The organism is Variovorax boronicumulans (assembly GCF_029892485.1).
Lineage (GTDB): Bacteria > Pseudomonadota > Gammaproteobacteria > Burkholderiales > Burkholderiaceae_C > Variovorax > Variovorax boronicumulans_B.
The window spans coordinates 162,580-182,660 of record NZ_JARXVG010000013.1 but is presented as its reverse complement, the minus strand read 5'-3'; the positions used below and the strand labels follow the sequence as shown (position 1 = coordinate 182,660).

Annotated in this window: 18 protein-coding genes and 1 pseudogene; 13 read left to right on the top strand and 6 right to left on the bottom strand. The window is 63.4% G+C overall.

The features are described from left to right. Positions 1-357 precede the first annotated feature (357 nt). On the top strand, positions 358-2,454 hold the full coding sequence (locus tag M2282_RS26050; RefSeq protein ID WP_280811673.1) for a ParB/RepB/Spo0J family partition protein: 2,097 nt from the start codon (positions 358-360) through the stop codon (positions 2,452-2,454). A 376-nt stretch (positions 2,455-2,830) separates the two neighbouring features. Here M2282_RS26050 and M2282_RS26045 read toward each other — a convergent pair whose 3' ends face one another. Both M2282_RS26045 and M2282_RS26040 read right to left on the bottom strand, forming a co-directional pair. Further along, positions 2,831-3,220 (bottom strand): BrnA antitoxin family protein, encoded by a 390-nt coding sequence (locus M2282_RS26045; protein ID WP_280811672.1) that lies wholly within the window; start codon positions 3,218-3,220, stop codon positions 2,831-2,833. After that, a complete protein-coding gene (locus M2282_RS26040; RefSeq protein WP_280811671.1) occupies positions 3,207-3,524 on the bottom strand; it encodes a transcriptional regulator in 318 nt (105 codons plus the stop codon). The genes M2282_RS26045 and M2282_RS26040 overlap by 14 nt, the downstream gene beginning before the upstream one ends. Positions 3,525-4,336: 812 nt before the next feature. Between M2282_RS26040 and M2282_RS26035 the strand changes: the two genes are divergently transcribed. From M2282_RS26035 to M2282_RS26010, 6 genes are all read left to right on the top strand, one after another. Next, positions 4,337-4,918 (top strand): hypothetical protein, encoded by a 582-nt coding sequence (locus tag M2282_RS26035; RefSeq protein WP_280811670.1) that lies wholly within the window; start codon positions 4,337-4,339, stop codon positions 4,916-4,918. A 55-nt stretch (positions 4,919-4,973) separates the two neighbouring features. Next, positions 4,974-6,017, top strand: a complete 1,044-nt coding sequence (locus tag M2282_RS26030; RefSeq protein ID WP_280811669.1) for a relaxase/mobilization nuclease domain-containing protein — start codon at positions 4,974-4,976, stop codon at positions 6,015-6,017. Positions 6,018-6,445: 428 nt separating this feature from the next. Then, complete coding sequence (locus tag M2282_RS26025; protein WP_280811668.1) at positions 6,446-6,889, top strand: hypothetical protein; 444 nt, start codon at positions 6,446-6,448, stop codon at positions 6,887-6,889. Positions 6,890-6,896: 7 nt separating this feature from the next. Continuing rightward, the gene (locus M2282_RS26020) at positions 6,897-7,274 is read left to right on the top strand and encodes a hypothetical protein (RefSeq protein ID WP_280811667.1); all 378 of its coding nucleotides are present in this window, start codon (positions 6,897-6,899) and stop codon (positions 7,272-7,274) included. Further along, positions 7,271-7,750: a hypothetical protein gene (locus M2282_RS26015; protein WP_280811666.1), complete on the top strand. Its 480-nt coding sequence runs from the start codon at positions 7,271-7,273 to the stop codon at positions 7,748-7,750. The genes M2282_RS26020 and M2282_RS26015 overlap by 4 nt, the downstream gene beginning before the upstream one ends. Before the next feature lie 8 nt (positions 7,751-7,758). Next, positions 7,759-8,067, top strand: coding sequence for a hypothetical protein (locus M2282_RS26010; protein WP_280811665.1), 309 nt, complete (start codon positions 7,759-7,761; stop codon positions 8,065-8,067). 388 nt (positions 8,068-8,455) lie between these two features. Here M2282_RS26010 and M2282_RS26005 read toward each other — a convergent pair whose 3' ends face one another. Continuing rightward, entirely contained in the window at positions 8,456-8,794 is a 339-nt protein-coding gene (locus tag M2282_RS26005) for a PRC-barrel domain-containing protein (RefSeq protein WP_280811664.1), read from the bottom strand. 542 nt (positions 8,795-9,336) lie between these two features. Between M2282_RS26005 and M2282_RS26000 the strand changes: the two genes are divergently transcribed. From M2282_RS26000 to M2282_RS25990, 3 genes are all read left to right on the top strand, one after another. Continuing rightward, positions 9,337-9,756 (top strand): hypothetical protein, encoded by a 420-nt coding sequence (locus M2282_RS26000; RefSeq protein ID WP_280811663.1) that lies wholly within the window; start codon positions 9,337-9,339, stop codon positions 9,754-9,756. 157 nt (positions 9,757-9,913) lie between these two features. Further along, entirely contained in the window at positions 9,914-10,186 is a 273-nt protein-coding gene (locus M2282_RS25995) for a hypothetical protein (RefSeq protein WP_280811662.1), read from the top strand. Positions 10,187-10,417: 231 nt separating this feature from the next. Continuing rightward, positions 10,418-12,775 (top strand): hybrid sensor histidine kinase/response regulator, encoded by a 2,358-nt coding sequence (locus M2282_RS25990; RefSeq protein WP_280811661.1) that lies wholly within the window; start codon positions 10,418-10,420, stop codon positions 12,773-12,775. Positions 12,776-13,131: 356 nt separating this feature from the next. Here M2282_RS25990 and M2282_RS31115 read toward each other — a convergent pair. Further along, positions 13,132-13,481, bottom strand: a pseudogene (locus tag M2282_RS31115) (response regulator). A gap of 821 nt (positions 13,482-14,302) precedes the next feature. Between M2282_RS31115 and M2282_RS25980 the strand changes: the two are divergent. From M2282_RS25980 to M2282_RS25970, 3 genes are all read left to right on the top strand, one after another. Further along, positions 14,303-17,122, top strand: coding sequence for a hybrid sensor histidine kinase/response regulator (locus M2282_RS25980; RefSeq protein ID WP_280811660.1), 2,820 nt, complete (start codon positions 14,303-14,305; stop codon positions 17,120-17,122). A 596-nt stretch (positions 17,123-17,718) separates the two neighbouring features. Next, the gene (locus tag M2282_RS25975) at positions 17,719-18,174 is read left to right on the top strand and encodes a DUF2934 domain-containing protein (RefSeq protein ID WP_280811659.1); all 456 of its coding nucleotides are present in this window, start codon (positions 17,719-17,721) and stop codon (positions 18,172-18,174) included. A gap of 70 nt (positions 18,175-18,244) precedes the next feature. Continuing rightward, positions 18,245-18,484: a hypothetical protein gene (locus M2282_RS25970; protein ID WP_280811658.1), complete on the top strand. Its 240-nt coding sequence runs from the start codon at positions 18,245-18,247 to the stop codon at positions 18,482-18,484. Between the two features lie 92 nt (positions 18,485-18,576). On the opposite strand, the gene M2282_RS25965 is transcribed toward M2282_RS25970, so the two are convergent. Together M2282_RS25965 and M2282_RS25960 are read right to left on the bottom strand one after the other, a co-directional pair. Beyond that, positions 18,577-19,422 carry an alpha/beta fold hydrolase gene (locus M2282_RS25965; protein ID WP_280811657.1) on the bottom strand — a complete coding sequence of 282 codons (846 nt, stop codon included), beginning with the start codon at positions 19,420-19,422 and terminating at the stop codon, positions 18,577-18,579. Between the two features lie 41 nt (positions 19,423-19,463). Further along, positions 19,464-20,081: an urea carboxylase-associated family protein gene (locus M2282_RS25960; RefSeq protein ID WP_280811656.1), complete on the bottom strand. Its 618-nt coding sequence runs from the start codon at positions 20,079-20,081 to the stop codon at positions 19,464-19,466.

Here is a 20,081-nt window from a genome sequence, read left to right as displayed (position 1 = left end):
GCCTTCGGCAGGTGAGGGCGCTCGCCGCGCGGCGGCTCCGGTGCGCCCCGGAGACGCGCAGGCGGGGGCCGTCTTCCCGGGTTCTTCGCCTTTGTCGGTGACGTTGCGCGCGCGGCGCCGCGGGACCGGCTGCGCCTGCAAGGGGGTGTTCATAACGCATGCGCGTTACGAAGGCTTCCCCCTTGCTCCCGCCTCCCCGCGCGCGCCTTTGTTCACCGGGCGAAGAACTCAGGAAGACGGCGGCCGGCGGCTGATGCGCGGCCGGTGCGATCCGGACCCCTTTTCCGAGGGGCTCCGAATCTAGGAATCCGGCAGGGCTCTTTGTCCTTTCTTCAACTTCACGACAAAGGACAGCAAATGACTGCGACAACGACGACTCATGCGAAAGACGTGTCCCGTGCGGCGGGCAAGGCGGGGGTTCCTCGCCGGGGCCGGGCTTCCTCCAAGGGACGAGGCGGCGAACCGACAGTTGCGCAGGCTCCGGACCCGGTGCCGCGCGACCTGCTGGTGCCGCTGGACCGGTTGGTCCTCGGCGAGGCGAACGTGCGCCGGGTGCAGCGCGACGAGGGCATTGCCGAGCTGGCGGCGCTGATCGAATCCCAGGGGCTGCTGCAGCGGCTCGCGGTGGTGGCGCTGCCGGACGGATGGTATGCGGTGGTGGCGGGCGGGCGGCGTCTGCGCTCGATGCAGCGGCTTGCGGCCGAGGGTCGGATGGAGGCCGCGCAGGCGGTGGAATGCCGGTGCTTCGCCGATGCGCGTGCGGCGGAAATCTCCCTCGCGGAAAACTCGGGGCGCGAGGCGATGCACCCGGCCGACGAGATGGAGGCCTTCCGCGCGCTGGTCGACGGCGGGCTCACGGTGGCGCAAGTGGCAAGCCGCTTCGGGGTGGCGCCGCTGACGGTGGAGCGCAGGCTCCGGCTCGCGCGACTCGCGCCCCGCTTTCTGGCGATGTACCGCGCCGACGAGATCGAGCCGGACCAGTTGCAGGCGCTGGCGCTGACCGACGACCACGCGGCGCAGGAGGCGGTCTGGGACGGCCTGCCGATCTACGAACGCAGTGCGTGGGCGTTGCGCCGCAAGCTCACCGAAGCGTCCTGCGCGGGCGGCAGCCGGCTCGCGCGCTTCGTGGGTCTGGCGGCCTACGAGGCGCGTGGCGGCGCGGTGCGGCGCGATCTCTTCGCCGAGGATGATGATGACGACGGCGTGTACCTGGACGATCCGGTGCTGCTGCAGGTTCTCGCCATGGAAAAACTGCATACGCTGGCCGAGGATGTGCGCGCCGAGGGCTGGGCATGGGTGGAGTGTGTGACCGAGGGCGACGCGCTCGCGCTGCGCCGCTACGGGCAGGCCTCGCAGGAGCGGCGGTCCACCACGCCCGAGGAGGACGCAGCGCTCACGGCGATGGACGCCGGGCGGGACCGGCTGGCCGAAGCACTCGAGTTGCTGGAAGCGCAGGGCGACGAGGCCGGTGCGGCCGACGCGGAGTCCGGTGATGCGACCGATGACGAGGCTGAGGCCGAAATGCAACGTCTCTCGAGCGCCCTCGACGCGCTGGACGACCGGATTGATGCGGCGCATGCCGCGCTGCGGGCGTGGATGCCCGATCAGATGGCGCACACCGGGGTCCTGCTGCGCATCGACCACCGCGGCGAGGTGGTGGCGAGCCGGGGCCTGACGCGGCCGGAGGATCGCCACTCCACGTCCGACGCGGACGACCCGGCGGGGGAGGGCGGGGGCGAAGGCGACGAGGGCGGCACCGGTGCCGGCGTGGCGAGAACGCGCCCCGCGTTCAGCGAGAAGCTCATGCGCGACCTGACGGCGCACCGCACCGCCGCCCTGCAGGCTGCGTTGATGCAGGATCCGCATGTGGCGCTCGCGACCTTGGTCCACCGCATGGCGGAGACGGTGTTCGGCCAATACGGGCGCGGCAACGATGTGGTGAAGGTTCATCTGCATGTGACCGGCGACTACACGCTCGCGCAGTCGGCGACCGGCTACGAGGAATCACCGGCCGGTGCGCTGCTCATGCGGGCCGCGAGCGACTGGGAGGAGCGGCTGCCTGGCGAACCGCAGGCCCTGTTCCGCTGGCTGCTCGCGCAGCCGCGCGACCTGCTGCTCGACCTGCTGGCGTACTGCACCGCCCGCAGCATCGATGCGGTCGTTGCGCGCGAACGCACGGCCGACCAGAGCGACGGCATCGCCGAGGTGCTGGGGCTCGACATGGCAGACTGGTGGGTGCCGACCTCCGCGAACTACCTCGGCCATGTCAGCAAGGCGAAGGCGCACGAAGCGGTGCACGAGGCGACCGGCGAGCAGGCTACGCCGGCTGTGGCCGCGATGAAGAAGGCCGAGGCCGCGGCGCATTGCACCCGCAGACTGGAGGGCACGCGTTGGCTCCCGTCTCCGCTGCGCCCGCTCGCGGCGCCGCAGCGCTCGGGGGAGATCGAAGCGTAGTCGTCGGGGCCGTGCACCCCTGACGTTCGGCATGCCGAACATCGGGGCGCATGTCTCAAGATTGCGATGCGATCGTCCCTCAAGGTTTTCAAGGCCATGGGGGCGAATCGTTGGCGGACCATGGCGTCGCAGTACTGATGTGCCGATGAGGCACCGCTGCAGAGCCGTGCCGTGGGCCGGCTCTCTTTCAAATCGCCTCTTTACCTTGATGGCGCCGACACGCGGTTCCCCGCCCTTCCTGCGGGAGTGACCCGTTCGATCCGCGTCGGCAACGCGCTGACCGGGCGCCGCTGTGGCTTGCTCGGCATGCGATTGGCCTGTTCGTCTGTCCGGTCCAGGTGCGAGCCGCAGTCTTTGTCCGAGATGCTCAGCGGGCTTATCTGCGACGGATCGCCTCGCGCTTCTCGCCGACGACTTGCGCACGGATCACGCCTTTGCCCTTTCGCGCCGGAGCCTTGACCAGATCGCGGGCGAGCGCGACGGCTTCTTCGCGCGTGTCCGGAATGAACACGGACCTGATCACGTCGTTCACTCTGGTTTGCCAGCCGCGACCGCCGGACTTCAGCGCCTCCAGAAGATCGGCATCAAACCGGATCGTGGTCGACACCTTCGGTGTCTCCTTGACAGTGCCAACCGGCCGACCGCGCTTTCGTGCCACGATCTGCTCGGCCGTGTGCACGGCGGCATGTTCGCCGCGCTTCATCTCTCCGATGGACTGCAGCAGATCCTTCTCGAACTGCACCATTTCCTTGTCAATCTTTGGCATCAAGGGCCTCCTTCAGTTTCACCAGGGTGGCGGCGGGTATGTTGTCGAACTTGGCCTTCACGTAGACCAGCAGCAGCACCAGATCGCCCTGTTCGTTGCGGTTGAAATAGATCACGCGGGCGCCGCCCCGCTTGCCCATGCCGGCGCGAGCCCAACGAACCTTGCGCAGCCCGCCGGTGCCCTTGATCACATCGCCGGCTTCGGCGTTCGCAGCGATCCACGACACGAATTCCAAGCGCTCCTCTTCGGACCAGATTTCGGTCGCGAGGCGCTGGAAGGTTGGCGTTTCGATCACCGTGAACATTTATATTTATTGTAGTAACGATAAATATGTAATGCAAGATTTATTTGTCACTACAAGAAATGATCGATGCCTTCTGGAAGACTTAGCGACGGCCGACCAACGCAGCGGCACCGTCAGCGCCTTGGCGGCCTTGAGGTCTGCACTAGGGGCGGCCAAACAGGCGCGCATGAGGTTCAGCGGCAGCGCGAAGTCTTCGACTGGGGCGCCGTCGGTATCCCGCACTACGCCGCGTGTGCGGCACTCCTGCCACGCGAAACTTGAGTAGCTGTTGGGCAGAGCGCGTGAGCCACTACGGTTCTACGGTGCCTCGAATTTGCGCGCGATGCCGTGGCCGCGAAGTCGTGCGACGCCTGCAGTTCGTTGACGCAGCATGCGAGGCGAAACGTCGTGGCATTCGGGCACCGGACCGCTAGCGGGCGTGCATGGCGGCGATCCGGCTTGCCTCCGCTTCGTCCAGCACTCACGCAAGCTGTCAGCCGGCACCCCTTCGCGGCCACTGGGAGCTTGCTGCTGTTCGAGAGGCGCCAAAAAACTTGCCGAAGCGGAGCAAGGAGGCGCGTGCCCACCGTTTGCGCGACAGCACCGATGTTGCAAGCCTACTGGCCTTCGCATGCGCTCCGAAGCGTGGCGCATGCAATCCTGAACGTTCGGCATGCCGAACAATGATCGTGTGCGGGGGCGCACGCGCTGCGCGGCATCGCGCATGAGAGAGGGGAGGGAAGAGATGCGTGGATCTAGGGAGCAAAGTCCTTGTGCGGCAATGAGGGCAGGATAGACTGACGTCAGACATTGTTTACCGCAACGGCGTTGCAATGACCAAGGCCCCCCGATCAAGCACCGTGATCAGCGCCCGCGTTTCGTCCGATACGAAGGCGAGCTTCGCTGCGCTGGCTGCGCGCCATCGGCTGAGCGAGTCGGGCCTGCTTGCCAAGATGGCCCACGAAGTGATCCAGTCCAACGGCCCGATCGCGCTGACATCGAACCCGCAGCGAGCCGCCCATGATTTGGATGGTGGCGTGGGCGCGGCGGACCGAATCACGCTGCGACTTCGCCCCGGGGATCGACTGGCTGTGGCAAGACGGGCTCGTGCGCGTGGGATGAGGACCGGCAGCTACTTGGCCCTGCTCATCCACAACCATGTCCACGCGTCGGCGGTGCTGCCACCGAGCGAACTGGCTCAGATCAAGGCCGTGGGCGCCCATTTGGCGGCGCTTGGTCGCCAGCTTCTCATGTTCGGCATGACGAACAATCCTGCAGGCGTCGTCGCATTGGATTTGGGCGAGGCGGTCACGCTGGTTCGTCGCGAGGTCGAGTCGGCACGTGAAGCCACCGTGGCCGTCGTGCGGCGCAACCTCATCAGCTGGGAGTCCGGCAGCGGGATGGGCGATGCCTAAGCAGGTTGTGCGTTTGGGACGAAGCAGTGGCGAGCCAGTCGGCGAAGCGCGCGACATGGCGCTGGACATCGTGAGCTACGGCCGGCGCGGCCCCGGCGGCCGGCTGCACCTCGGGCCCGATGAGATCGCGCAAGTCCAGCGTACTGTGGGCCGTACACCCGAAGTGATGGTGAAAGTGTCCGGCGGAGCACGGGACATCGGCGGCGCGAAGGCTCATCTGCGCTACATCAGCCGGCACGGCAAGCTGCCGCTCGAAACCGACGAAGGTCTGGTGCAGCAGGGCCGAGGGGCGGCCAGGGAAATCGTGACCGACTGGCAACTGGAGCTGTGCAGAAACCAGTACAAGCCGAAACCGGCTCAGGGGCAGAGGGACACGCGCGCAAAGCTGGTCCACAACATCGTCCTGTCCATGCCGGCCGGCACGCCGCCGGAGAAGGTGTTGGCGGCCGCGCGGGTCTTCGCGCGCGAGAACTTCGCGCTGCAGTATCGCTATGCCATGGTGCTGCACACGGACCAGCCGCACCCGCATGTGCATCTGGTGGTCAAGTGCGAGCACGAGTTTGAGCCCGGAAAGCGCCTCTACATCCGAAAGGACACGCTACGGCAGTGGCGCGAGCAGTTCGCCGCGCTGATGCGCGAGCAAGGCGTCGCTGCCAATGCGACCCCGCGCCAGCTGCGAGGGCAGGTTCGCAAGCCTTATCGGGACCCGATCCATCATCGGCTGCGGGCGCTCCGGGCCTTCGCGCAGTTGCCTGTCGCAGAGCGCGAGGGACGCCGGGCACCAAAGCCTTCGACGATGATGCGCCAGAAGTTGGCAGGCGTGCTGCGGCGCCTTACAGCGGGACCAAGTGCTTCCGATGCGGGCGAGATGAAGATGCGCAGCACCCGGCAAGAGGTGTTGGCGGACTGGCACGCAACGGTGGGCATGTTGAGGAGACAGGGCGAAACGAGATTGGCTGCACAGGCGGATCGCTTCACGGAGCGCATGCCGGCGGTGCAGACCGATGATCAGCGGTTGGCGAATGGCTGGAGAGAGCAGGTGAAACACCAAACGTTGAGACCCAGAGATATCAAGTCACCGGAGCCGAAGTTCCGCTGAGGTACCGCACGACTGTGACAGTCGCGGCGGCCCAAATGTCTGACCGTGCCACCTCACGGGCACCCTCATGGATGCTGCGGGCGATCTTTCGGGAGGGCGGGCAGCGGCGATCCTTCATTCCACAGGCGCCGTAGCCTGTCTGGCTCACTCGAAATAACGGTGTCGGCCTTGGTGATGCGACTGCGCGGCGTCGTGAACTGCCGCCGGTCGTTGGGTGCGGTGCCATACGCGGTCTGTCTGTTGAATTCCCCCGACCTCTCACCCTGAATTTCCATTGAATACCGACCCACCCGCTTTGTGAGCCTGAAGGCTTTACGGTGTGGGGTTTGTTTTTGCCTACAACAGATCGATGTCCAGCCCGACACCGCGACGCGCTCGTCGTCCCGAATGTCTATCCCGCGACCATTGTTTTAATTTGAAGGACTACCATGGCAGACGACGCAAAGACCCCCTCTCAACTTGCCGACGAAGCGCGCCAAATCGGACGAGACGCATCGGAAGCAGCCAGCGGCATCGCCGACGAGGCGAAGTCAATTGCCAGCGATACGGCGCAAGCCTTGCGAGCAAGCGCCGCGGATGCGAAGACCACTGCGGGCGAGACCCTCGATACGGTGCGCGGCGTGGCTGCCGATGCGAGGGACGCTGCCGCGGACGCCATGGGCACTGGTCGCGCATATGCCCAGAATGCGGTCAACGAAGCCGGCAAGAAGATCGTGAGCTTCAGAGAACGGGCCGCGTTGTGGGAGGCATCTTGCTCGAAACAGATAGCAGCCGAACCGGTGAAGTCGGTGCTGCTCGCCGCAGCGGGTGGCGCACTGCTCGCGGGCTTGCTTCTGGCCTTCGACCGGTCCGGAAATCGGTACCAAAACTGACGCGGCCATGGTCCACCCCATCTACATGGCCGCGCTGCAGCGGCCGGACCTCTTCGCGAAGCATCTCGCCAACTATGTCGCGCTGCTGCGCGAAAGCACCGCGGATGTCGTACGCGGCACCGCAGCCAAGGCGGTGGCTTGGGCGGGAGTCGGCGTATGCGCGCTTCTGGGCATTGCGTTGGCCGGAACTGCGGCGATGCTGGGCGTTCTCTACGGCCGGTTCTACTGGGTTCTCGTTGCAGTGCCTGTGGTCGCCTTCCTGCTGGCACTCATTCTGTCGTTGGTCGCCATGCGTCCGGTAGTGCGGAAGGAAATCCAGGATGTGGCCGTCGAGTTGGAAGCCGACCGGCGTGCCATGGATTTCATACGGGAGCACAACAGATGACTGGCGATCTCTCACCGAAGCAAAGGCTCGCGTCGTCCCGCGCCTCGTTGCTCGCCGCGATGGGTTACGCGGCCACCGATACGAACGCGGGTCCGCGGATCGTGGCCATTGCGAGCGAAGATGGCCGTCAGGGCGCCGCAGGAAGTGACCGGGCGCGAAAAGGCGTCGGACGAAGCGTGGTAGGCCGCTGGTGGCGACGAAGCCATCTGAGCACTGTCGCCGAGCTCGGCAAGCCGCTGCTCCAGGACTACGCCTCGAGGTACCCGGCCAAACTGGTGACCTATGCCGCGGGGACAGGGGCGCTGATCGTCCTAGTCAAGCCCTGGCGCCTTCTGTCGCTCGGGATGATGGTGGGTTTGCTATTGCGAAGCACGGATGTATCTGGCTTGCTTTCGGACCATCTGGTACCTGAACTGGGCGATACCGATAACCCCCGCGACGACTTTCTGGACCGACCGCCAAAGAAGGAGCCGTGATGCAGCCCATGAAGCCCATGAAGCCCATGAAGAATATGAAACCCACGGAAGCAATGGCCGCGCCGGCGGATGGTTGGTGGCCCAGTGAATTGTCAAACCCGTCTAGCGCGGGTGGTCAGAACGGGGTTCGATACGCTTTTTTTCCTGAACAGCGCCGACTCGTTGTGGAGCAGAACAGCAAGGTCAGGCAGTACGACTCCGGGAATCATCGGATCTCCGGAGTGAGTCAGCAACAGCAAAATGCAGAAGGTGGGGCACCCACGTTCGCGAGCCAGGACGGTCCGGTCCATCTCGCCACGCTCAAGGAGATCAGCTAGCGAAGCCGAGCCTGCGGCGCCTTTGCCGAGCCGGCTTTCCGCACGGCAGCCATGTGCTTTTGAGGCACTTCAAGCAACGGCACGGCAAAGAAGTACAACCTCCGTCTGTTGCCGCCCCACGCATAGGTACAAGAGGCTGAACAGCGCTGAGTCAGCCTGCGAACGTGCAAGTCGACTGACTACCCACTCGGGGCGTCGCAGATCCACCTTGCGCATACCCGAGGCGTGTTGTGAATTCGACGCTACGAGCGCGGAGAACGGCCGCTGCCGGAGGTGCATTGCATCGCCCACCAGCCAGCGGGGGCGAAATTTGCCGGCGCTCTGAAACCGCACACGAACCGGTTCGTGCGGACCTCTCCCCGGCTCGATGTCGGCGAACAATGTGGCGTTAGAAGCCGTAGTATTTGTTGACTGTTGAAGTGTAGTTATCGTCGTAGTCGGGCACGCTGGTGTCGGCGTAACGGGGTGCGCCTTCCAAGGTCGCCTTGTCCAAAGGAACCACGTAACCGTCCTGCGAGGTGTCGTACTTCAGCATGCTCCAAGGTATCGGGTAGCGGTCGGTGCCCATGCCGAGAAAGCCACCGAATTCCAGGACGGCATAGCGCACCTGGCCCGACAACTTATCGATCATGAGGTCATCAATGCTGCCGAGCTTGTCGCCAGCAGGGTTGTAGACGGTCGTTCCTTCGACGCGGTCCGACGAGATGACGTTGGACGAAATGGTCATGGCTGTCTCCTGCCGGCGGATCTGGGAGGACACCGGCGCATACTGCAAGGCCCAGGCCACGGGTGTCCGTCATCGGGCGACTGCAGCTCATCGGCCATGCTTGGTTTGCACTGTAGGAAAATTCCCCGGGTAATCCACCCTGTGTTCAGAGAAAGTTGAGACACATCGCAATTGGCTCGGCCTGGCAGGCTGAAGCCAAGGAGCTTGGCGCATCCTCGCGCGTCAGGGTAGCCGTCCAGCAGAAGCGCGCTGCCCGGGGAAGAAAAGGTGTGAGCATGGAATCCATTGTTAACGACAGTTCGTGTGGCGCGTGATCGCGGAGAGACAGACCCGGCGGCGTTCGCCAGACGGGCCGTGAAGGAAACGCAGTTCGTCTACTCGAAGGCATCGAAGATGCAACGGGGACGCGGTGCCGTGGGTGACACGCTGGTGACCTTCAAGACCTACTCCATCGCCTGTCTTGAGCTTCTGCACCGCATGTGCACCCAGGGCGGCCCCGAAGGGAAGCGCCGCGCTTCTGGCGTTGGGCACGCTGATTAACGATGGGCGGTTCGGGCGGGTTGCTCTTCGCCGAAGATCTTGAGGATGTGATCGACGGGCTCGCGCAGTTGCTGGGCGACAACTTCTCGGCGAAGAAAGCGCGGCAAGAAGCGCTCGAAGCCATGCTGCTGAAGGGAATCGCTGACTTCCTCGACAAGGGTGTGAACGACCTGCCGGGCGCGCTGCTCGACGTGTCGGGCCGGCTGAGGATGGGGAACCCGGTCCCGCCTGCGCAACCACGGCAAGCTCGCTTTCGCTTATGCGTTCCGCCACTTCGGGCATTACGGAAAGGGGACGATCGGGTCTTCAATGCCGACCAGCACCGGTGTTGGGCAGCGCAAGTCAGCAAGCGCGTCCATTGGAATGAGCCGCCCCTGCTGCATGAGCAAGCCAAGTGTTGCGCCCCATTCCGCAGCGTCTAAAACCAGTAGATCTCCGCACGTTGGTCGATCTGCTCAAAGAGATCTAAAGCATCTAAGACATCAAGGTCGTGAGAGCAAGATCCATGTCGCCTCTTTCTTCCGCGCCCAGCGGCAACGTCCTACACGCGCAAAACCGCAAGTCCACGAGCCTCAGGTCATGCCCACGATCAGCGTCTCCTCACCCGACTTACTCGACGGCTTCCGCACGAAGCTGGCGCTGCTTCTGGCTGCTGGCTACACGGAAGCTGGCCAGCAGTACTTTCTTTCTCCGGGCGCGCAGCAAAAGGCCGGTTTGTCCGTCCAGGATCTGCGCTTTCTTGCCTTGAACCCCATGATGAGCCCGACCGGGCCGCTCACCGTCCTCGATGGACTCGTCACAGACGGGGACAGGAACGCCGTGTTTTCCCTGAATTTCACAATTGAACCGTAGCTTTCAGGCGAAGCGCAGCGTTGCCCCATGCCGCGTGACGCATCCACAAGACTTCGCCTATTCGATTTCATCATTGAGTTATTGGCGCAACCAGCGCTCACCTTGCCGCAACCCGGTTACGAGTACATCGACGCAAGTTGTCTGCGCCTTAACGCCGCGATCTTTCACGCGTTCAGCGGTTCGATTTGCTGACTCTAGAATTCCAACGTCGCTCCTCATCCCTCCAAACTGATGTCCAGCAGCAACATTCCAGAAGATAAAAGGCTCCTAGAGCTGCAACGTTTTGAGTTGTTGGTCTCGGCTATCCACGACTATGCCATTTACATGCTGGACGTAGACGGCTACGTGGTGAACTGGAACGCCGGCGCTCAGCGCTTTAAAGGCTATACGACCAACGAAATCGTTGGCCAGCACTTTTCTCGTTTCTACACACCCGAAGATCAGGCGACAGGGTTGCCGTCGCAGGCATTGAAGACGGCCGCCGCAGAGGGCAGTTTTCAGGCCGAGGGATGGCGCGTGCGCAAGGACGGCACCCGGTTCTGGGCGAATGTCATTGTTGACCCAATCGTTGGCGCCGACGGTCGCCTGCTGGGCTTTGCCAAGATTACGCGCGATATCGGGGACCGCAAGGCGGCCGAAGAGGCGCTGCGCCGCAGCGAGCAGCAGTTCCGTCTCCTGGTTCAGGGCGTGACCGACTACGCAATCTATATGCTCGACCCGAGCGGTCTGATCACGAACTGGAACGCTGGTGCGCAGCGCATCAAGGGCTACACCGAAGCAGAGGCGCTGGGCACCCATTTTTCACGCTTTTATACGACGGAGGATCGAGCTGCTGGCGTCCCGCAGACAGCTCTGTCGATCGCCAAGGACGAAGGCCGCTTCGAGCGCGAGGGCTGGCGCGTGCGAAAAGACGGCTCGCGCTTTCGCGCGCATGTGGTGATCGACGCCTTGCACGATACCGAGGGCACGTTCATCGGCTTCGCAAAGATCACGCGCGATATCACCGAGCAGCATGCGGCCGCAGAAGCGCTCAAGCGTACCGAAAAGGCGCTGGTCCAGTCCCAGAAGATGGAGACCATTGGCAAGCTCACCGGCGGAGTGGCACATGACTTCAACAACTTGCTGCAGGTCATCGCTGGCAACCTGCAACTGCTCTCACGAGACATCGTCGGCAACGAGCGCGCCGAGCGCCGGCTGAATAACGCATTGGCGGGCGTCAGCCGAGGCGCAAAGCTCGCGAGTCACCTCTTGGCATTTGGCCGGCGGCAGGCGCTGGAACCCAAGGTGGCGAACCTTGGACGCTTAATTTTCACGATGGAGGACATGCTTCAACGCGCGCTAGGCGAAACGGTGGAGGTGCAGACCAGCGTCGGCCACGACGTGTGGAACTGCTTGGTGGATCTGGGGCAGGTGGAAAACGCACTCCTGAACCTCGCCATCAACGCGCGCGACGCAATGGACGGGGCTGGCAAGCTAACGATTGAGGTAGCGAACGCCCATCTTGACGAAGCCTATTCACTCGCTCATGTGGAAGTCGAGGCAGGCCAGTACGTCATGGTGGCAGTGTCGGATACGGGCGCAGGCATGTCGCCCGAAGTGATCGCTCAGGCTTTCGATCCATTTTTCTCAACCAAGCCCGAGGGCAAGGGCACTGGCCTCGGCCTGTCGATGGTCTACGGCTTCGTGAAGCAGTCCGGTGGGCATGTCAAGATCTACAGCGAGGTGGGCGAAGGCACGACGATCAAGCTGTACCTTCCGCGCTCACAGCAACCCGAAGATTTAATCGCCGACGTCGACCAGCGGCCTGCCGTTGGGGGGAGCGAAACCATCCTTGTTGCCGAAGACGACGAGCAGGTGCGCATCACTGTGGTCGAAACGCTTCGTGAACTGGGCTATCAGGTGCTGGTGGCGAGCGACGCCGAAGCAGCATTGGCGGTTGTGCAGAGCGGCATGAAGATCGACATGTTGTTCACTGACGTGGTCATGCCGGGGCGGCTGAGCACCCCAGACTTGGCGCGCAAAGCGCGCGAGCGTCTCCCGGGCCTTGCTGTTCTCTTCACGTCCGGCTACACCCGCAACGCCATCGTCCACGGCGGCAGGCTTGACGCAGGTGTGGAATTGCTCAGCAAGCCCTACTCGCGCGAAGACTTGGCGCGAAGGATTCGGCACGCGTTTGCCAACCAATCTCAACGCGGCGTGATGCCGTCGGCTCCGGCCCAAAATGCGAGCGTGACCGCATCGTTGAGCGGACCCCGGCTGCGTATTCTTCTCGTTGAAGACGATGAGGTCATCCGCGCAACAACCGCAGAGATACTCCAGGATCTCGGTCATGCCGTGACGCAGGCCCTCGGCGGCGCGCAGGCCTTGGCAATCCTAGACGCGGGCGACGTCGACCTGATGATCGTAGACATTGGTCTGCCGGACATTTCAGGGACGGAGGTGGCCGAAGCGGCGCGCGCGAAGCACCCCACACTGGGCGTTGTATTTGCCACGGGTCAGAACATCGCCATTACCATGGACCGCGCTTGCGTGCTTGTGAAGCCATACGACCGGCAGGCAATCATCGATGCGCTGCGCTTTTCCCTGTGACGCGGGGGCCAACTTGTTGTCCGCGGCAACACCATCGATATCAGGTTCGGCTCGGTCATCCACTGAGCAAGACGCGGCCACCGCCCCTGTTGGTCCGGCTCATATCAATTGCTCCTAATAGCTACTCCTTCCAAACCACCCTGGCGCATGGCAGATCCATCCGCGTGTCATCGACCGATGAAGGCGAGACGAAGTTCACCGTCTGAATTCTCCGCGCCGTGGCGGCGCCGCCAGCAGCGCCGAGTTAGCCTGGCTGCGTGCTATTGAAGCGTCAGCGCGAAAAGGCTGCGGCACACGGACTTCGTTTCGTCGGAACAGCAGGGTACAGTAACCGCTATCGACCTGGGTGCCGCGCTTCAACACGCGAGGCGATGCCGATCGGCTGTTTGGCAATATTCGAAAAATTCGTCGAGCTCGGTTGACTTGTCAAACACCGCGTCTGCCCCCGATTCACGACAGGTCGCACGCATAGTGGATGTCGCATAGTTCGAGAGAACCACGACCCGCTGCTTTGGCCCTCGGCGAGCTGCACCCAATGCAGAATGCCAAGGCCGGAGCCTTCCTTCAGAAAGAGATCCACGACCGCGATATCCCAATCGTATTGGTGCTGAGCCAACCACTGGGTAGCTTCTTTCTCTGATTCAGCGATTCCGATGACTTCAGCCAAGCCAAGATCGGCAAGGGCCGGGATCAGATTGTCTTGAATTGCTGGTTATCCTAGACAAGAAATATGCAAAGTTCCATGATTGCTAGTCCTCATGACCAAGCTACGGGCTATTAGGCGTGTCGTAAGTGCAGCTCCGACGGATCACGTAGGACGCGCTGCGCAATCCACTTATTCCGATGGATGCCGCTGTTGAATTCCGCCGATCTCTGACCCTAGGGGGATGCGAACGCTCACCTGGGTGACCAGACGCCGCTCATCGCGGTCATATTGCAGTCCCGCTGAGGCCGCGGCGTACAAGGACCTACGAAGCGATGTCCAAGTTGCCGGCACCGAGATGCTCGACCCAATAGCCCCACGGCAGATTTGCATTCGGTGGCAACGGATTTGGGTTCATTCGCATTTTCGACGTTGCCTCACAGGTGCTCTCCACTCTCCAGAACAACGCCGTGCAACACGGGGACCCTTCCCGGTGATCTTGGCGGTTCACGCCGACGGGCAAGAAGCGGCACGGGTTGTCAAGAACCGCGGCGCGCCCATTCCGGCGGACTCGATGCCTGAGCTTGTTCATCGCGAGTGAAATTGGGAAGGGCCATGCGGGCAAGATCACAGTGGCGTCCTCAGCAAGGACGGTACGTCCTCTGTCGTCCGACTGCCTCTGTAGCGTGACGACTGCCGAGGTCGCGACCAGCGCACGCACCGGCGCCCGGACGCCTGCCGATTTGCCGGCGCATTGCTGCACGCAGCAGCCGCAACGAAGTCGCCCGGCCACAGCTGCATGTGACCTATATGGGTGCAATGAATGGCACTCGAAGAGCCATGCGTCGCCCGGCCATCGGCCTGAGCAACAATAGCCGACCTTTTTGACCGAACCCGCATTCATGCGCGCTCCCAACCTCTCGGCCCGCCTGCTGCTCGTCGCTTCCGCGGCGCTGCTTCCTTTGGCAGTCGTTTGCGGTTTCGCGTTGGACGGATTGCTGAAAGCGCAGCGGGACCAGATCCAGACCACCACGCTGGGTGTTGCCAGGGCGCTGGCCACCGCTGTGGACGGCGAACTCCGATTGACCGTCGCGGCGCTCGAAGCGCTGGCGCTCACAGAGCCTTTGGGCGCGACCGAAGAAGCCGGATTGGTCGACGCCATGTTGCTCGCCAAGGCACTGCGTGCCTCGCACGCCGACTGGCTCGGCGTCCTCCTGCTGGCACCGGATGGCAAGGTCTTGTTCAGCACCGAAGGCGCTGTCACGGGCTCGGGAGCGCAAGCCATGGAGCCGGGGAGCCTGGCGGCGGTCGTGCGAACGCAAATGCCCGTCGTCGGCCTCATGGTGAAGGGCCCGAGCGGCAAGCTTGCCTTCCCCGTGCGAGTACCCGTCATCCGCGACGGCGCGGTGCGCTACGTTCTCACAGCGGTCGTCCGCCCGGAGGCCATCGGGGACGTGCTGGCCCGGCAAAGCATCCCGGAGGGCTGGTCGGTTTCGATATTCGATGCGGGCAATTCCCGAGTCGCGCGCTCTCGCGAGGACGAGCGATTCCGGGGGGTGCCCCCGAGCGAGTCTTTGCTGCAGATGCTTCGCTCGATGCAGGATCGTCACGAGTACGTGGGCGTGAGCCGCAACGTGGACGGCATCTTGATGCAGACGGCCGTCGCGAAACTCGAGTTCTCCGCCTGGACGGCGGCGCTCGGCGCCCCGCGCGCAGTAGCGGACGACGCGCTGCAGCGCACGGTCATCGTGTACGGACTCGGCCTGCTCGTCTCGCTGCTGGTAGGCGGGCTGGCGTCCTGGCGGATGTCGCGGTCCATCACGCGCCCGATCGCTCGACTGCAACAGAGCGCGGATGCCTTGGGTCTCGGGCGCCCCGTGACGGCACAGGCCTCCGGAATCCCCGAGGTGGACGCAGTGGCGACCGCGCTCGTCTTCTCGGCCGAGCACCGGGCGCAGCACGAGCTTGAGCGCGAAGCGTTGTTGGCAGCTGAACGCAAGGCGCTGACCACCGCGCAGTCGGCACAGGAGCGGCTCGAACGGCTCGCCGGCGCGAGCGCCGTGCTTTCGCGTTCGCTGGAGGAAGCATCCACGCTCGAGGCGATTGCGGCCATCATCGTGCCGGTCGTGGGCGACCTTTGCCGCATCGATCTGCTCAACGAGGACGGCGTGCTCGAGCGAAAGCTCACGCATCACTTCGATCCGGCGCGCAGTGCGCAGATCGCCAGCGTGGTGAGCACCCGTACGGCATCGCCCGACGCGCAGGGCTCGTTTCCCTGGGCGATCGCCACCGGCCGGACGTTCCTGCGCAGTCTCGATGAGCCGAGCGCCATTCAGGACCTTGATCCGCAGCTGCGGGAATTCGCGCAGGCGTTCGGTATCACCGCCGGATGTGTCGTGCCTCTGGTGGCACGCGGCCGAACCATCGGCGCCATGGCGGTTTTGCAGGACGAGTCCAGGCGCCGGCTCACCCCTGCGGACGGCGCGCTCATCGGCGAGCTCGCGCAACGCGCCGCACTGGCACTCGACAACGTGCGCCTGCTCGCGGAGGCCCGGAACGCGCAGAACCGCGCCGAAGTCGCGAGCAGAGCCAAGGACGAATTTCTCGCGATGCTGGGTCACGAGCTTCGCAATCCGCTGGCGCCGATCTCGCTGGCGCTGAGCCTGATCGAGCGCAAGGACGACAAAGCCTTTCCGCGGGAACGCCAGATCATCGAGCGGCAGGTCAGGCATCTGTCGCGGCTCGTGGACGATTTGCTCGACATCTCCCGCATCGTGTCGGGCAAGATCGTGCTTCGGCCAGAACCGCTCGATCTGCGCGACATCGTCGCCAAGGCCATCGAGCTCACGCTGCCCGCCCTGCAGACGAAGGCCGAGATGCCGTCGATTTCATTGCCGGCCGAGCCCGTTCCCGTCACCGGCGATCCACTGCGGCTTGCGCAAATCGTGTGCAATCTCCTGAACAACGCCGCGAAGTTCACCTCGCCCGCGCAGCGCATCGCGCTGACCCTTCGCGCGACCGCCACCGAAGCGGAACTGGTCGTGGCGGACGAAGGCGTCGGTATTCCGCCCGAGTTGCTTCCCCGCGTCTTCGAGCGTTTCGTCCAGGCCGAACAGCAGCTCCAGCGCGCCGGCGGCGGGCTGGGTCTCGGGCTGGCGATCGCGCGAAGCCTGACGCAGCTGCACGGTGGAAGCATCGAGGCAAGCAGCGCCGGCCCGGACCAGGGCAGCACCTTCACCGTGAAACTCCCGTTGTCCACCGCATCGGCCCGCGTGGACGCGGCCGCCCCTGCTCACGAGCCATTCGCCAGGACGCTGCGCCTGCTGCTTGTGGACGACAACGCTGACGCCCTGGAATCGCTGGCGGAGTGGTGCCTTCTCGAAGGTCATCAGGTGCTGACGGCCGGCAACGCGGAGGATGCGCTGGCGTTGCTGGAGCGCGAAAGCGTGGACGGCGGCATTTTCGATCTCGGCCTTCCAGGCATGAGCGGCTATGACCTTGCGCGGCGGGTGCGCGCCGACGATCGCCTGAGCAAGATTGCGCTGCTGGCGCTCAGTGGCTACGGTCAGGAATCTGACAGGCAAAAGGCCCTCGAGGCAGGATTCGACGGCCACTTCGCGAAGCCGGCCGACCTTTCGAAGTTGCTGGTGACGTTGCAGCAGCTTCTCGGACCCAACCGAGCCGGCGCACCGACTGGCCGCTGAGTTTCAAGGAACGCCGCGGGGCGCTTTCTCAGCAAGCAACCCACTACCATCGACCGGTACGGTCTTCCAAACAGTGTTCTCTATCGGCACGCCAGCCTTCAAGGGTTCAGTTCAGCAGCCTTGCCGTATCAGTGCGGGCCCGTATGCCTCCTCGGGTAACTCGCTGTAGATCAACGTTTGAACTCGGGGCGATCGGAGACGGACTCTGGCCAGCGCGTCGATGCCGCTGCGCTCTATGAGCGCGAGGTCAAGGATCAGCACGTCAACGGGTTCTTCTGCCGTCAATGCAGTGCCCCCTCGACGTCCCAAGCCTCTCCAACCAAGACGTAGTCCGAGAAGTCGGAGAGAAACTCTGCCAAGCTGCGTCTGACCTTCGGATGATCGGCGACGATGGCGATTCGAATCGGCGGGGTCATAGGTCGGAATCGTGCAAGGACGGCGAAGCAGTGAGCCGTGACGCTAGCAGCCCGAATCGGCCGCTTCATTGGGATGCGGCCAGTGATCCCGTGCGCCTGAATCCCAATATGTTGCAAGTCGGCGTCCGACACCGTTCCCCCTTCCAAGGTGCGACCTTGTGCATCGACAAGGAGCCACTCATGAAATCCCACGCATCCCAATCGCCGTCATCCCAAGCCCGAAGGGTCATCCCTCCTTCAGATAAGGGTCAGCCAACCCAAGCTGCGCCAACCATGTCGCCCGTCAACATTGATCAGAACCGCGCAGTGGGTCTTGATGGGCCGGAAGAAGGGAGCCGCATGGGCCGAGAAGCCAACAAAGAGACTGGCTACCCAGGGGAAGTCGAGACCGCGTCCGAAGGTGGCGCGCAGCAAAGCCATGAAGCATCGAAGGAGTCAGGCGCATCGTCGCTTGCAGACATTGCGGCAGGGCCAGTGACTACCTCGTCCGATGCGATGAGTCCTGCCACTCGAGAAGACGCAATCCGGCACGCAGCCTATGAGGCCTACCAGCGCCGAGGCGGCATGCATGGCCGCGATACTGACGACTGGCTGGAGGCCGAGCGGCAGCTGGAGGGAAAGCAGCCCCGCGAGTAGCCTCAAAACCGTTGTCCGATCTCGGCGGCTTTCGAGCCGCAACGATCAATCCCCAACCATTGGAGGTGCCATGAACGGCCCAAAGAATCCGCAGAACGCACATGAACCGCCCGCTCAGAAAGCGATGAAGCAGACGTCAAAGACCGCCAGTGAACGAGGGGAAGAAGCCGAAGTCGGGAGCGATCCCTTGGAAGAAGCGCCTCCGAAAAACGTCAGAAAGGGTGACGCCCCCGTGGGCACCACCGACAACCAAGGCAGTTCGCCTTACGCTGACCGCTCGCGGAAAGACAAGCCGCAACGCGAAGAGTAGGGCGAGCTCTCGCATTCTGAGCGCCACGTCGTGTCGCGCGACACGCATCGACCAGCAGCGGCGAGGCCGATTAAACGCTGCGGGCGATCAATCTAAGGTAAGGCAAAAAAGTCGCAGAGCAGTTTGCCGACCCGGACCGGTTGCTCATGGTGAAGCCAGTGGGTTGCGTCCTCGAGACGTACGAGACTTGCATTGGTGCAGTATTTGAGCGCCTCGTCGGCCAAGCCGGCTTCCAGCGCCGAGTCCTGTCCGCCCCAAAGAATTTTCGTGGGCGATGTGATGGGCGTCGACAGCGGACGGGCAAACGCCAGGGCGCGGTACCAGTTGAGCATGCTACCGATGGCCCGAGGCTCCTGCCATGCCGCTTGATAAGCTGCCAGCAGGCCATCGTCGAAGGTGTTGGGCTTGCTGGTCCTGGTCAGGCTTGCGCGAAGGAGCGAGAAGCCATGCGCACTCAGCAATGCTTCCGGCACCAGAGGCAGCTGAAAAAAACCGATGTACGCACTGCGCGCCAACTGGAATGGGTGCGTCAACGCGTAGCCCAGAAAGCTTGTCGGGTGCGGCGCGTTGAGGATAGCCAAACGATCGATCAGGTCCGGGTGCCGCGCCGCCACGTGCCAAGCCACCATGCCGCCCCAGTCATGGCCGACCAGCGCAAATTTGTCAGCGCCCAGCGCCGCCGCCAGCGCACACACGTCGTCGGCCAGCACGTCCAGCACGTAATCGCTGACTGCGCTGGGCTTATCCGATTGCCCATACCCTCGCTGGTCTGGAACGGCAACGCGCCAGCCAGTCGCTACCAGCGGATCGATGTAACGCTCCCAAGCTCGAGAGGTCTCGGGAAAACCGTGGAGCAGGATGACCAGCGGCTCTTCGTCTGCCCCTGCCGTTACCACACGCAGCTTGAGCCCGTTCACGTCAATTTTCTTGGACTCCATGGCAGTGTCTCCGCTGAGTGGCCCATGAACTCGAGCAGCGTCTATTCGTTGCAGGGGCGGCGCAGAATCTCGTAATCAATCGGCTTGAACGTACCATTGTTTGAATTTTCTGCCGAGCAAGCAGTCAGCCCACAGATGAGATTCATCTCTGCGCGCAACTCGATAAAACCACCAGCCCGCGACAGGGGCGGTTTGACTTTTACCGTGCCGTCCTCACCGACCACCACGTTCATGAAGACGTTGAAGGTGGTCCCGATCTGACCGGGTTTGATGCCATATTCCTCGAACGCCCGGTAGAGGTTTTCAAAGCAACTCGGATGGTGACCCTTGTGTTGGTAGAGGATCTCGAACATCTCCTGACTGCATGGTGTCAAAAGGAAATCGTGCCTGCCCACGGAATCTTCAAGGATCCGAAACATGGGGCGGCTGTCATTGGCGTAGAGGACATCACCTGTCGTCAGATATATTTTCGAGGCATAGTCGATGGTGCGCCCGGAAGACAGACTGCACCCATGGTCGTTTTCCGCGAAGGCAAAGAGGTCGGCCACCTGTTCGCCGAATGGATCCTTGATGCGAAGCACTTCGCTCGCCCGGAGTCGAAAGGCGACACCAGATTGCGGAGGGATCCGACAGCAGCCGGTTGGATGAGTTTCAGACAT

What these genes read in the sequence shown, in the direction of transcription:
- M2282_RS26050 (WP_280811673.1), top strand. Translation starts at nt 358, where the DNA reads ATGACTGCGACAACGACGACTCATGCGAAAGACGTGTCCCGTGCGGCG.
- M2282_RS26015 (WP_280811666.1), top strand. Translation starts at nt 7,271, where the DNA reads ATGACTGGCGATCTCTCACCGAAGCAAAGGCTCGCGTCGTCCCGCGCC.
- M2282_RS26010 (WP_280811665.1), top strand. Translation starts at nt 7,759, where the DNA reads ATGAAGCCCATGAAGCCCATGAAGAATATGAAACCCACGGAAGCAATG.
- M2282_RS25965 (WP_280811657.1), bottom strand. Translation starts at nt 19,422, where the DNA reads ATGGAGTCCAAGAAAATTGACGTGAACGGGCTCAAGCTGCGTGTGGTA.
- M2282_RS26005 (WP_280811664.1), bottom strand. Translation starts at nt 8,794, where the DNA reads ATGACCATTTCGTCCAACGTCATCTCGTCGGACCGCGTCGAAGGAACG.
- M2282_RS26020 (WP_280811667.1), top strand. Translation starts at nt 6,897, where the DNA reads ATGGTCCACCCCATCTACATGGCCGCGCTGCAGCGGCCGGACCTCTTC.
- M2282_RS26045 (WP_280811672.1), bottom strand. Translation starts at nt 3,220, where the DNA reads ATGCCAAAGATTGACAAGGAAATGGTGCAGTTCGAGAAGGATCTGCTG.
- M2282_RS25960 (WP_280811656.1), bottom strand. Translation starts at nt 20,081, where the DNA reads ATGTCTGAAACTCATCCAACCGGCTGCTGTCGGATCCCTCCGCAATCT.
- M2282_RS26000 (WP_280811663.1), top strand. Translation starts at nt 9,337, where the DNA reads ATGGGCGGTTCGGGCGGGTTGCTCTTCGCCGAAGATCTTGAGGATGTG.
- M2282_RS26035 (WP_280811670.1), top strand. Translation starts at nt 4,337, where the DNA reads ATGACCAAGGCCCCCCGATCAAGCACCGTGATCAGCGCCCGCGTTTCG.
- M2282_RS26025 (WP_280811668.1), top strand. Translation starts at nt 6,446, where the DNA reads ATGGCAGACGACGCAAAGACCCCCTCTCAACTTGCCGACGAAGCGCGC.
- M2282_RS25995 (WP_280811662.1), top strand. Translation starts at nt 9,914, where the DNA reads ATGCCCACGATCAGCGTCTCCTCACCCGACTTACTCGACGGCTTCCGC.
- M2282_RS25975 (WP_280811659.1), top strand. Translation starts at nt 17,719, where the DNA reads ATGAAATCCCACGCATCCCAATCGCCGTCATCCCAAGCCCGAAGGGTC.
- M2282_RS25970 (WP_280811658.1), top strand. Translation starts at nt 18,245, where the DNA reads ATGAACGGCCCAAAGAATCCGCAGAACGCACATGAACCGCCCGCTCAG.
- M2282_RS26030 (WP_280811669.1), top strand. Translation starts at nt 4,974, where the DNA reads ATGGCGCTGGACATCGTGAGCTACGGCCGGCGCGGCCCCGGCGGCCGG.
- M2282_RS26040 (WP_280811671.1), bottom strand. Translation starts at nt 3,524, where the DNA reads ATGTTCACGGTGATCGAAACGCCAACCTTCCAGCGCCTCGCGACCGAA.
- M2282_RS25990 (WP_280811661.1), top strand. Translation starts at nt 10,418, where the DNA reads ATGTCCAGCAGCAACATTCCAGAAGATAAAAGGCTCCTAGAGCTGCAA.